The sequence below is a fragment of the Mammaliicoccus sp. H-M34 genome (assembly GCF_022386495.1).
Lineage (GTDB): Bacteria > Bacillota > Bacilli > Staphylococcales > Staphylococcaceae > Mammaliicoccus > Mammaliicoccus fleurettii.
The window spans coordinates 36534-49348 of the sequence record NZ_JAJNIK010000008.1 but is presented as its reverse complement, the minus strand read 5'-3'; the positions used below and the strand labels follow the sequence as shown (position 1 = coordinate 49348).

Sequence of the window (12815 nt, the reverse complement as noted above, 5' to 3'; positions counted from 1 at the left end):
ATTAAATTGCATTAAATATAAGAGTGGAGGATTTTATGGAAGAGACAATTGACTTAAGTAAACTATTTGGAATTTTAAAGAAAAACATAAAATATATAATTATTTTACCAATCGTTTTTCTAATTTTGAGTATGGTGATTACATTCGTATTTATGACACCGAAATACTCAACTTCTACACAAGTGCTTGTTAATCAGAAAGAAACGGATAGCCAAATGATAGCTCAACAAGTGCAATCAGATTTACAACTCGTAAATACATACTCAGAAATTATTAAAAGTCCAAGAATATTAGACAAAGTATCTAAAAATTTAAAAGGCAAATATTCAAGTGGTGAAATTGCTGGAATGCTAACAGTTACTAATCAAGCAGAATCACAAATTTTAAACATAACTGTTGAGAATGAAAGTCGTGAAAATGCAGGTAAAGTAGCAAATGAAATAGCGAATGTTTTTAGTAAAGAAGCTAGTAAAATCATGAAAGTAGATAATGTTTCTATTCTTTCTGAAGCAGATAATAATGGAAGTAAAGTGTCACCTAAACCACTTATCAATGCAGTGGTCGGTGTATTTTTAGGTTTAATTATTGCATTAATCATAATTTTCTTGAAAGAAATATTAGATAAGAGAATTAAAACAGAAGAAGATGTTGAAGAGCAATTGAATATACCAGTATTAGGAACTATTCAAAGATTTAATCAATAAAGGAGGTTTAATAGTATGGCTAAGAAAAAGAAATTAGATAAAGAAGTAACGACGTTAATAACTCATAGCAAACCTAAAGCAGTTGTAAGTGAGAAATTTAGAGGAATTAGATCGAACATTTTATTTTCAACAGCTGATGATGAAGTTCAAACATTGTTAGTGACATCAGATAAACCAGCTTCAGGTAAATCAACTGTATCAGCAAATGTCGCAATTACATATGCACAAGCAGGGTTTAAAACATTAGTAATTGATGGAGATATGAGAAAGCCGACTCAACATTATATATTTAATAAAAATAATATTACTGGATTGTCTAATGTAATAATAAATAAGAGTACTTTTGAAGAGGCAGTTCATTCTACTGAAATTACAAATTTAGATGTTTTAACTTCAGGTCCGATTCCACCAAACCCATCTGAATTAATTGGTTCTACAAATATGTTGGATATATTTGAAGAACTTAAACAACAGTATGATTTTATTCTTGTAGATACGCCTCCTGTTAATACAGTGACAGATGCTCAATTATTTGGCGAATTAACTAAAAATGCAATCTTCATAATAGATGTTGAAAGTAATAATAAAGAATCAGTCAAAAAAGGTAAAGAATTATTAGAAAAATCAGGAACAAAAATTCTTGGTGCTGTTTTAAATAAAGCTCCATTAGATAAATCATCAAGTTCTTACTATTATTATGGGGAAGATGAATAATGATAGATATTCATAATCATTTATTAGTTGGTATGGATGATGGCCCGCAAACATTAGAAGACACAATTGCTTTATTAACACAAGCTAAAGAACAAGGTATCACAGGTATTGTTGTTACACCTCACCATTTACATCCGAGGTATAACAACATATTTAGTGATGTCAATAATGCAATTAAAGACCTAACAAGTAATCAACAAATTAAAGATTTTAATATTCAGTTATATCCTGGTCAAGAAATAAGAATAACTGACAAAGTATTAGAGGATATAGATCAACATCAAATTCAGGGAATTAATCATTCTAAATATCTTCTAATAGAGTTACCTTCTAATGCTGTACCACACTACACTAAGAATCTTCTTTATGAAATTCAAACTAAAGGTTTTATACCTGTTATAGCACATCCTGAACGTAATAAAGCAATTGCTCAAGATATTAATTTGCTTTATGAATTAATAAATAATGGGGCATTAAGCCAAATAACAGCTTCATCTTTAACCGGGGAACTAGGTAAGAACTTACAGAAATTATCTATTCAAATGATAGAACATAACTTAATACATTTTGTTGCTTCAGATGCACATCACCCAGAGAATAGACCGTTCGGTCTGGGGGAATTGTTCAACACACCAAAATTGAAAAATATGGAACCTACTATAAAAGGGTTATTAAATAACAATGAAGCAATGATACAGAATAAAGATGTAATAAAAGAAAGACCAATTGAATTTAAGAAAAGCAAATTTTTTGGTCTATTTTAAATAGGAAATAGGGGAATGAGAATTGGAATATATATCAACTAAGCAAAGACTCATGATGCTATTAGTTATAGACTCACTAATTGTTACTTTTTCAGTATTTTTAGGTTATTACATCTTAGAGCCATATTTTGAGAGCTACTCAATTAAAACGTTAATTTTATCATCACTTATATTGCTTATATCTCATCATGTATTCGCTCAAATCTTCGATTTATATCATAGAGCATGGGAATATGCGAGTGTAAGTGAATTAATCTTAATTGTTAAAGCAGTTACGGGATCAATCATAGCTACTGGGATAATTGTTCCAATAGTTACACAACAACCACCATTTTTAAGATTATATTTTATAACTTGGATGATGCACTTATTACTAATAGGTGGTTCAAGGTTATCATGGAGAATATTTAGAAAAGCATTCATAAGTACTGAAGGTAAGAGAAAACCAACACTTATAGTGGGTGGAGGTCGAGGTGGCTCTTTACTAATTCGCCAAATGTTAAATACACCATATATGGGAATGGAACCAGTGCTTGTCGTAGATGATGATCCAAATAAACAAAAGATGTCTATAACATCAGGTGTAAAGGTACAAGGTTATATTTCAGATATACCTGATTTAGTTAAAAAATTTAATATTAAAAAAATTATTATTGCCATTCCAACACTTTCACAAAACAGATTAAGAGAAATTAATGAGTTATGTGAAGGCGCAAGAGTTGAAGTATTTAAAATGCCTAACATAGAAAATGTTATGTCAGGTGAAATTGAAGTAAATCAATTGAAAAAAGTAGAAGTCGAAGACTTACTAGGAAGAGACCCAGTAGAGCTCGATATGGCATCTATCTCAAGTGAATTAACACAAAAAACAATACTTGTAACTGGAGCAGGTGGATCAATCGGTTCTGAAATATGCAGACAAGTTTGTAAGTTCACACCAGAGAAAATCATACTACTCGGACACGGCGAGAATAGCATATATCACATACATCAAGAACTTACTAGAATATATAAAGAACAAATCGAAGTAGTACCCATTATTGCAGACGTGCAAGATAAAGAGCGTATGAAAAAAATAATGCAAGATTATAAACCATATGTTGTTTATCATGCAGCAGCACATAAACACGTACCGTTAATGGAATATAATCCACAAGAAGCAATCAAGAATAATATTTTAGGGACAAGAAATACTGCTGAAGCTGCGAAATTAGCAGAAGTGAGTAAATTTGTAATGGTTTCTACGGATAAAGCAGTAAATCCTCCTAACGTTATGGGGGCTTCTAAACGAATAGCAGAAATGGTAATACAAAGTATGAACAACGAAACAAGTAAGACTGATTTTGTAGCAGTCAGATTTGGAAACGTACTTGGTTCAAGAGGTTCAGTAATACCACTCTTCAAAAAACAAATCGAGGCTGGTGGACCTGTAACAGTTACTCATCCAGAAATGACAAGATATTTCATGACAATACCAGAAGCATCAAGACTAGTTCTTCAAGCAGGTGCTTTAGCAACAGGTGGAGAAGTATTCGTATTAGATATGGGCAAACCTGTTAAGATTGTTGATTTAGCTAAAAACCTTATCAGACTAAGTGGTTATAAAGAAGAAGATATAGGTATTGAATTTAGTGGAATTAGACCAGGTGAAAAATTATTTGAAGAATTGCTGAATAAAGATGAAATACATCCAGAGCAAGTATACGAAAAGATTTATCGAGGAAAAGTTAAAGATATTGATAAAGAAGAAGTTGAATCAATTATTTCAGATTTACTTAACGGTTTCACTAAAGAAAAAATTATAAATTATACCAATAATAATATCGAAAGTAATCATGATAAAAAAATACAAAAGTAATGGGTGAGGATATGTTTAAAGGGAAAACAATATTAATTACAGGTGGCACAGGTTCGTTTGGTAATGCAGTGATGAAAAGATTCTTACACACTGACATTAAGGAAATAAGAGTATTTTCAAGAGATGAGAAAAAACAAGATGATTTAAGAAAAAAATATAATAATGATAAATTAAAGTTTTATATAGGTGATGTACGTGATGTATTGAGTGTAGAAAATGCTATGAGAGGTGTTGACTTTGTCTTTCATGCAGCTGCATTAAAACAAGTTCCTTCATGTGAGTTTTTCCCTATAGAAGCTGTTAAAACAAATATATTGGGCACCGAAAATGTTGTACAATCTGCGATAAGAGCAAATGTAAAGAAAGTAATATGCCTTTCTACTGATAAAGCTGCATATCCAATAAATGCTATGGGTATTTCTAAAGCTATGATGGAAAAAGTATTTGTTGCCAAATCAAGAAATGTTGATAAAGATCAAACATTAATTTGTGGAACAAGATATGGGAACGTTATGGCTTCAAGGGGCTCTGTTATTCCATTGTTTATCGAAAAAATTAAAAATAATGAGCCATTAACAGTTACAGATCCAAATATGACGAGATATTTAATGAGCTTAGAAGAAGCAGTTGAATTAGTTATACATGCATTTAAACATGCAGAAACTGGAGATATTATGGTTCAAAAATCGCCTGCTTCTACAGTGGGTGACTTAGCTCAAGCATTATTAGAACTTTTTGAAGCAAAAAATGAAATTAAAATTATAGGTACTAGACACGGTGAAAAACAAGCTGAGACGCTTCTTACAAGAGAAGAATATGCACAAGCAGAAGATATGGGTGACTATTATAGAGTTCCAGCGGATTCTAGAGACTTAAATTATAGTAATTATGTGGAAGATGGTAGTAAAGAAATAACTGAAGCGTATGAATATAACTCAGATAACACATACCAACTAACAGTAGAAGAAATTAAAGAAAAATTATTGTCATTAGAATTTGTAAAAAATGAACTAAATAGTTATAAAAATAAAGCTTAAATAGGAGGTTTATATGAAATCAATCGTAATTACCGGTTCAAATGGCTTTGTAGGAAAAAATTTAAAATTTGATTTAAAGCAAACGACTGATTATCAAATTCTTGAAATATCAAGAGATACTTCTATTGAAGATAGAAATGAATATTTAACTAAAGCAGACTGTATTGTACATTTAGCAGGTGTAAATAGACCAGAACATGAAAGTGAATTTTATGAAGGTAACGTATCACTGTTACAAGAAATGTTGGATATAGTTAAAAATAATCGTAATAAACCTTCTATTATTTTGTCATCTTCTATTCAGGCAAATGCAGATAATTTATATGGTAAAAGTAAAAATGAAGCTGAAAGTTTACTAAATAATTTCTCAAAAACATACGGTAACAAAGTTTATATTTATCAATTCCCAAATTTATTTGGTAAATGGTGTAAACCTAATTACAATTCTGTTATTGCTACATTCTGTAATAATATTGCTTGTGGTAAAGAAATAAAAGTGAATGATAGAGAAATCATGTTATCGCTAAATTACATTGATGATGTTATCGCGGAAATAAAAAGAGCAATTGAAGATAAACCTACAATTGTTGATAACAAAGTTGAAGTACCTAATGTTTATAAAAAGAGTTTAGGAGAAATAAGTGACTTAATTATTTCATTCAAAGATTCTAGAGAAAAGAGATTCTTACCTAAATTAGATGATCCATTTGAAAAAGCTTTATATAGTACTTATTTAAGTTATTTACCTAAAAATGAATTTAGTTATCCTCTTAAAATGAATGTTGATGAAAGAGGTTCTTTTACTGAATTCTTAAAAACACCAGACAGAGGACAAGTATCGGTCAATGTTTCAAAACCAGGCATAGTTAAAGGTAATCATTGGCATCATACTAAAAACGAAAAATTCCTAGTAGTTTCTGGGGAGGGCGTTATTAGATTTAGATTACCGGATTCAGAAGAAGTTATTGAATATCATGTTTCAGGTGACAACTTGGAAGTAGTTGATATTCCAGTAGGATATACACATAATATTGAAAACTTAGGTACTGAAAATATGGTAACTATAATGTGGGTTAATGAGATGTTTGATCCAGAAAATCCAGACACATATTTCTTGGAGGTTTAAAAATGAATAAATTAAAATTAATGACAATAGTAGGTACAAGACCAGAAATTATTAGATTATCAGCTACTATCAAGGCTTGTGATAAATATTTCAACCAAATATTAGTACATACAGGACAGAACTATGACTACACTCTTAATCAAGTGTTTTTCGAAGAATTAGAATTAAGAGAACCTAATCACTTTTTAGAAGCCGTAGGCAAAGATTTGGGCGAAACAATGGGTAATATTATTGCTAAATCATATGAAGTATTAGCTAAAGAACAACCTGATGCACTTCTTATATTAGGAGATACTAATAGTTGTTTGGCAGCAGTATCGGCGAAAAGATTAAAAATTCCTGTATTTCATATGGAAGCAGGTAACCGTTGTTTCGATCAAAACGTACCTGAAGAAATTAATAGAAAAATAGTCGATCACGTTAGTGACGTAAATCTACCATATACAGAACATAGTAGAAGATACCTATTAGATGAAGGATTCAAAAAAGAGAACATCTTCGTAACAGGTTCACCGATGCGAGAAGTTTTAGAACAATATGAAGATAAAATTAATACAAGTGATGCACTAACAACACTAAATCTTGAACCAAACAAATACATCTTAGTTTCAGCACACAGAGAAGAAAATATTGATATAGAAGACAACTTTAATTCATTAATGAATGCAATTAATGAAATAGCAGAAAAATATCAATTGCCAGTAATTTATTCAACACACCCTAGAAGCTGGAAAAAAATCGAAGAAAGGTCATTTGAGTTTCATCCTTTAGTAAAACAACTGAAACCATTTGGTTTCTTTGATTACAATGCATTACAAAAGAATGCATTCGTTGTCCTTTCAGATAGCGGAACATTATCAGAAGAATCATCAATGCTTAAGTTCCCAGGAGTTCTAATTAGAACATCTACAGAACGACCAGAAGTATTAGATAAAGGTTCAGTAATTGTTGGTGGAATTAAATATGATAACTTAGTTCAATCCGTGGAACTCGCAAGAGCAATGCAAAATAATAATGAGCCAATGATAGACGCAATTGATTATAAAGATACAAATGTTTCTCAAAAAGTAGTGAAAATCATACAAAGTTATACGGAGATTATTAATAGAAATACTTGGGGGAAATAATGTTAAAAAAATTATTTTTAAAAGTAATTAATAGTAACAAAAATACAAAAGGCTCAAATGTGAAAATAAATCCACTTGCATATGTAAAGAATTCTAAATTTAGTGGCAATAACTATGTTGATAGATTATGCAGAATTCGTAATACATCATTTGGAAAATATAGTTATATTGGATATAACTCAGATTTAAATAATGTTCAAATAGGTAATTATTGTTCTATTTCTTCTGATGTAAAAATAGGATTAGGTAAACATCCAATACATCTTTTTAGTACTTCACCAATTTTTTATTCAAAAAATAATCCTTTTAACTTAGAAATCAATGAAACCGAATATGATGACAACCCAGAATTAACAATTATTGGTAATGATGTTTGGATTGGCGCAAATGTAATTATTATGGATGGAATTAGAATTGGAAATGGATCGATAATTGCTGCAGGTAGCGTGGTTACAAAAAATATTGAAGAATATGAAATTGTTGGTGGAGTTCCTGCCAAAGTAATAAAAAAGAGATTTGATGAAGAAACAATCAAAAATTTAAAAGATAGCAAATGGTGGGAAAAAGATGCCAAAGAGTTAATTAGTTCTCAATTTCATTTGTAAAAGTCTTTAAATAAAAAGGAATGGGTTTTAATGAGAATTTTAAATATTGTATCTAGTAATATTGTTCAGGATCCAAGAATTCTAAAACAGATGGAGACTATAAAAAAATTAACAGATGATTATATAGTTTTAGGGAAAAATAATGCCAATGTTACAGATGAGAGACTAAAGAAAATAGATTTTAATTATAAACTGTTTGGTTTAAATAAGAGCGAAAATACGATATTTAAAAAATTAATAAACAGAGTGAAATTTGGTAAAAATGTCATTAGATTTATTAAAGAATATAAACCAGAGGTTATACATGCTAATGACTTTGATGTTTTGTTTATTGTATTTCTTAGTAGGTATAAAAATGCAAAAATTGTATATGATGCACATGAGATATATTCGAAAAATGCTTTTATTAATAAATATAAAATTTTATCAGCAATCGTACAGATTATTGAAAAAAGAATAATCAAAAATATTGATACTTTTATAACTGTTAGTCACGCAGCTAGAGATTACTATAGGAACTCAAATTATCCTAAAGAAGCAATAGTGGTTACTAATGCCCCGATTAAATATAAAATAGATAAAAAAGAAAAGTTAGCTAAAGACATATTTGAAGTTGTATATCAGGGACAAATTGTTTCAAATAGAGGTTATGAAGAATTCCTAGAATCTGGTTCACTTATAACAGATGATAGTATACAGCTTGTAATCAGAGGATTTGGGGAGCTAGAAAAATCTTTAAGAGAATTTAAAGAAGCTAAAAATATAAAAAATGTGAGATTTGATCCACCAGTAGAGATAGACACTTTGGTTTCCAAATTAAGTTATAGTGATGTTGGTGTTATTTTAACTAAAGGAACTTCTATTAATTTTGAATATACAGTTTCAAACAAAATTTTTGAATGTATACATGCGGGATTACCAGTCATTTTATCACCTGTGAAAGAACATATCTTTTTAAATGATAAATATAATTTGGGAATTGTACTAGATGAGGTAGAACCTGAAAAAATTTCAAAAGCTATAATAGAATTAAAAAATAATAAAGAATTATACAAAGAATTAAAACAAAATGCTATAAAAGCATCAGAAACACTTACTTGGCAGAATGAGGAAAAAAAATTAATTGAAGCATATAAATCTTAATTTATTAATAAGTATTAAAGAAAAGTGGAGATTATGAAAAAAATAAAAGATATCACAGTTAATATTTTAGCTACAGTTATTCCAATTATAATAATGCAATTAATACTTATCCCAATATATTCAAGAAATAACACAAGTGAAGATTTTGGTAAATTCTTATTAATTTTGACTTTAATAAATATATCATCAATAATTCTTGGAAATACTCTAAATAATATCAGATTAATTAATAAAGATGAAAAAAATATTAAAGAGTATAAATATTTCAGTACTTTAATTATATTAATAATAATAAATATTATTATCACAACGATGTTTCTTTTGTTATGGAAAATAGATAAAAGTGAAATTATTCTTATAAATTTATGGGGAACTTGTTTACTAGTAAGAAGTTATATTTTTGTATATCTGAGATTAGAATTTAAATATTTAGAAATATTATATATAAATATAATAAGTGCAGTAATCTTAGGTATAGGTTCTTTATTACTTTCTTATAATCTAGTAAATATATATCTAGTATTATTTGTATCTGAAGCAATAATAATTATTTCTATGATTTTATATAGTTTAAAATATTTTAAGGAATTTAAAATTCAATTTCTACATATAAAAAAAATTAGAGACCTTAGTTCACTACTTGGATCTAATATTATTTTAAATTTATTAAATTATTCAGATAGAATATTGATTGGAATAGTTTTAGGAGCAAAATATGTACCATTATTTTTCATCTCTACAATTGTGGGAAAATTATCGAATTTAATCATAAACCCTATGGTTACAGTGTTATTAAGTTATGAAGTAGATAATAAATCTTCTCATCCAAAGAAAAATATTTTCAAAGTTTTTTCTTTAATAATAATATTATCCATAATATTATCAATTATCATTACATTTGTATCATATATAATCATAAAAATTTTATATCCTGATTATCTTGAGGATGTTAAAGGAATATTATATCTATCAAACCTAGGGGTCATACTATTATCGACAACTGCAATTTTACAAATGAAAATCATTGCTAACAGTAAGTTTAAATTGAATCTTACTATTAATATAGTGAGTTTGATTATATTAACAATATCAAGTGTGTTACTAATGAACTATTTTGGAATAATGGGATTCTCAATTGCACTTGTTTTGTCATCATTAATAAAGCATTTCTTAATTTATATATCAATTAATGAAAAGTTAGGAGATGAATAAATGACTATTTTACTATTTATTTTAATATCAGTATCATATATTTGTTTTTTGTTTAAATATAATTTTAGATTCATAAGTTTGTTTTGGATAGTAATATTTTCTATTAGCTTATTACTTCCCATTTTCATAGGTAATTATTTTTCATATGGCTTTATTATAAGTGATAGTGCTTATAATAAACTTAATTTAATATATTTAATATGTTTAATAGCTTTTATTATAAGTAACCTTCCATTTCAACTAAGAAAAATGAGATTTAATAATGCCAAGATTAAAAAAATCGAGTACGTTACTATAAAAAAAGCGAATTTGGTATATTGTATTTTATCTTTTCTATTAGCTATTGTACTGGGTGTTGAAGTAGTAACTACAGGTACTATCGCAACTTTAGAATTAAGTTCATGGACTAAAATGATGCAATCTTCTATATTATTGGGACTACTTTTTACATCCTATTTAAGTTTTCTATATTCAAATAATAAGCAACAAAAAATTAGAAATTTAGTATTAATAGTCTGCTCAATAATTTTTGTATTACTCTTTATATTTGGAAGAAGAATACTGATTTATCCCACTATTGCAGCAATTATTCTATATATTTATAGAAAAAGAATTCAACCAAGTATAACAAAAATTAGTATTTTAAGTATAATATCTATTTTCATTGGATTACCTTTACTAATGAGTATCAGAACATTGGGAATAAAAGAAGGAATAATCAATTTTATTGGAATTATAAAGGGTGATTATAATCAATATTTGAATTATTTAGCGATAGGAACAGATGTGACTTATTCTTATTCATTAGCAGCAATTATTCTTACAGATGATATTAGAGTAACTTTTTTAACTTTATTTAAACCTGTCTTTATATTTATACCAAGAAGTATTTGGCCAGATAAACCTGAGGCGCTTTCTGAAGCATTAGTTCATAAAATGAATTTACCTTTTGATAAAGGAATGTCTATTCCGCCAGGACTAGTGGGTGAGTCATATGTTTATTTTGGTATAGTTGGAGTTATTCTTGTTAGTGTTATTTTTGGAGTTATATGTGGTATTGCAGATAATTACAGTCAACATTTAATTAATCATCCAGATGGACGAAATAGTATTAATTTAATAATGATAGTTATAGTAATGATACAAATAATTATGGGTTCAATTAGAGGAGACACGGCTACTAATATTCAAGAGGCGTTATATTTATTTTTACCATTATTGTTAATATTACATTTTTCAAAATATAAAATTAAAATTTAAGGAGTAATCAAATGAAATTATCAGTTATAGGCTTGGGTTATATTGGTTTACCTACAGCGTTATTATTCGCATCAAAAGGTTTAGATGTTACGGGTATTGATGTAAATAAATCTGTAGTAGAAAAATTGAATAACAAAGAATTACATATTGAAGAAAATGGTCTACAAGAATTATTAGTACAAACAATTGATTCTAAAAATTTCAAAGCTGCAACTGAAGTAGAACATTCTGATTATTATATTGTTGCTGTTCCGACACCTCATTTAGAGGATAATAGTTGTGATGTTTCATATTTAAAAGATGCAGTTATGAAACTTAAAAATGTTATTAAAAAAGGTGATACGATAATTGTTGAGTCAACTATTGGTCCTAGAACAATGGAAGATATTGTACAACCTATGATCGAATCATTTGGTTTTACAGTTGGCGAAGATATTTATCTTGCTCATTGTCCTGAAAGAGTTTTACCTGGAAAAATTATTCATGAAATGATTCATAATAATAGAATTATTGGTGGTATTACTGAAGCATGTACTCAAAAAACTATAGAGTTATACAAGCAATTAGTTCAAGGGAAATTACTTGAAACAAAAGCGAGTACTGCAGAGATGTCTAAGTTAATGGAAAACACTTACAGAGATGTGAATATCGCTTTAGCGAATGAATTAGTTAAAATTAGTGATAATTTAAATATTAATGCATTAGATGTCATTAAATTAGCAAATGAACACCCTCGTGTAAATATTCATTTACCAGGCCCAGGTGTTGGAGGTCATTGTTTAGCTGTTGATCCATATTTCATTGTTGCAAGTGACCCTGAGAATTCAGAAATAATTGCAAATGCACGTAGAATTAATAATAGTATGCCTAAATATGTAATTGAAAAAGTGAATAGTATTATGGAATCAATTCAAGGTAAAAAATTAACAGTTCTTGGTTTAACTTATAAAGGGAATATTGATGATATAAGAGAATCTCCAGCATTAGATATTTATCATGAATTAAAATTAAAATCTGAATATGAAGTTGTTGCACAAGATAGCCATGTACAACTTGACTGGGTTGAAAATGATATCAAAAAAGCACTTGAAAATAGTGATTTAGCATTAGTTCTAACTGATCATAATGAGTATAAAGAGTTAGCTAACTATGTGAATGGAACAATGAAACAAAATATTGTGTTTGATACTAAAAATATTGTTGGAAATACAGAAGAAATTAAATATTACAATTTCAATAACATTTATAGTACAAAAGAGGTTTAA

General features: G+C 28.2%; 12 protein-coding genes. All 12 read left to right on the top strand.

Translation table 11 applies throughout. From position 1 onward, the window contains the following. Window positions 1-35: 35 nt before the first annotated feature. The 12 genes from LQ608_RS10095 to LQ608_RS10040 are packed head-to-tail and all read left to right on the top strand — an operon-like array spanning window position 36 to window position 12815. The gene (locus LQ608_RS10095; protein ID WP_239751721.1) at window positions 36-704 is read left to right on the top strand and encodes a Wzz/FepE/Etk N-terminal domain-containing protein; all 669 of its coding nucleotides are present in this window, start codon (window positions 36-38) and stop codon (window positions 702-704) included. Window positions 705-719: 15 nt separating this feature from the next. Further along, the gene (locus tag LQ608_RS10090) at window positions 720-1418 is read left to right on the top strand and encodes a polysaccharide biosynthesis tyrosine autokinase (protein ID WP_239751720.1); all 699 of its coding nucleotides are present in this window, start codon (window positions 720-722) and stop codon (window positions 1416-1418) included. Further along, window positions 1418-2182: a tyrosine-protein phosphatase gene (locus LQ608_RS10085; RefSeq protein WP_239751719.1), complete on the top strand. Its 765-nt coding sequence runs from the start codon at window positions 1418-1420 to the stop codon at window positions 2180-2182. The genes LQ608_RS10090 and LQ608_RS10085 overlap by 1 nt, the downstream gene beginning before the upstream one ends. Window positions 2183-2234: 52 nt before the next feature. Further along, complete coding sequence (locus tag LQ608_RS10080) at window positions 2235-4040, top strand: polysaccharide biosynthesis protein (protein ID WP_481817137.1); 1806 nt, start codon at window positions 2235-2237, stop codon at window positions 4038-4040. A gap of 11 nt (window positions 4041-4051) precedes the next feature. Continuing rightward, window positions 4052-5077, top strand: coding sequence for a nucleoside-diphosphate sugar epimerase/dehydratase (locus tag LQ608_RS10075; protein ID WP_239751717.1), 1026 nt, complete (start codon window positions 4052-4054; stop codon window positions 5075-5077). 13 nt (window positions 5078-5090) lie between these two features. Then, window positions 5091-6203 carry a polysaccharide biosynthesis C-terminal domain-containing protein gene (locus LQ608_RS10070; RefSeq protein WP_239751716.1) on the top strand — a complete coding sequence of 371 codons (1113 nt, stop codon included), beginning with the start codon at window positions 5091-5093 and terminating at the stop codon, window positions 6201-6203. Between the two features lie 2 nt (window positions 6204-6205). Next, a complete protein-coding gene (gene wecB, locus LQ608_RS10065) occupies window positions 6206-7330 on the top strand; it encodes a non-hydrolyzing UDP-N-acetylglucosamine 2-epimerase (protein WP_208144137.1) in 1125 nt (374 codons plus the stop codon). Beyond that, on the top strand, window positions 7330-7935 hold the full coding sequence (locus LQ608_RS10060; RefSeq protein WP_107537198.1) for a CatB-related O-acetyltransferase: 606 nt from the start codon (window positions 7330-7332) through the stop codon (window positions 7933-7935). Before wecB ends, LQ608_RS10060 begins: the two co-directional genes overlap by 1 nt. Before the next feature lie 30 nt (window positions 7936-7965). Continuing rightward, window positions 7966-9078 (top strand): glycosyltransferase, encoded by a 1113-nt coding sequence (locus tag LQ608_RS10055; protein WP_239751715.1) that lies wholly within the window; start codon window positions 7966-7968, stop codon window positions 9076-9078. Between the two features lie 33 nt (window positions 9079-9111). Beyond that, the gene (locus tag LQ608_RS10050) at window positions 9112-10290 is read left to right on the top strand and encodes a lipopolysaccharide biosynthesis protein (protein ID WP_239751714.1); all 1179 of its coding nucleotides are present in this window, start codon (window positions 9112-9114) and stop codon (window positions 10288-10290) included. Next, entirely contained in the window at window positions 10291-11550 is a 1260-nt protein-coding gene (locus LQ608_RS10045; protein WP_239751712.1) for an O-antigen polymerase, read from the top strand. 11 nt (window positions 11551-11561) lie between these two features. Continuing rightward, window positions 11562-12815, top strand: a complete 1254-nt coding sequence (locus tag LQ608_RS10040; protein ID WP_239751710.1) for a nucleotide sugar dehydrogenase — start codon at window positions 11562-11564, stop codon at window positions 12813-12815.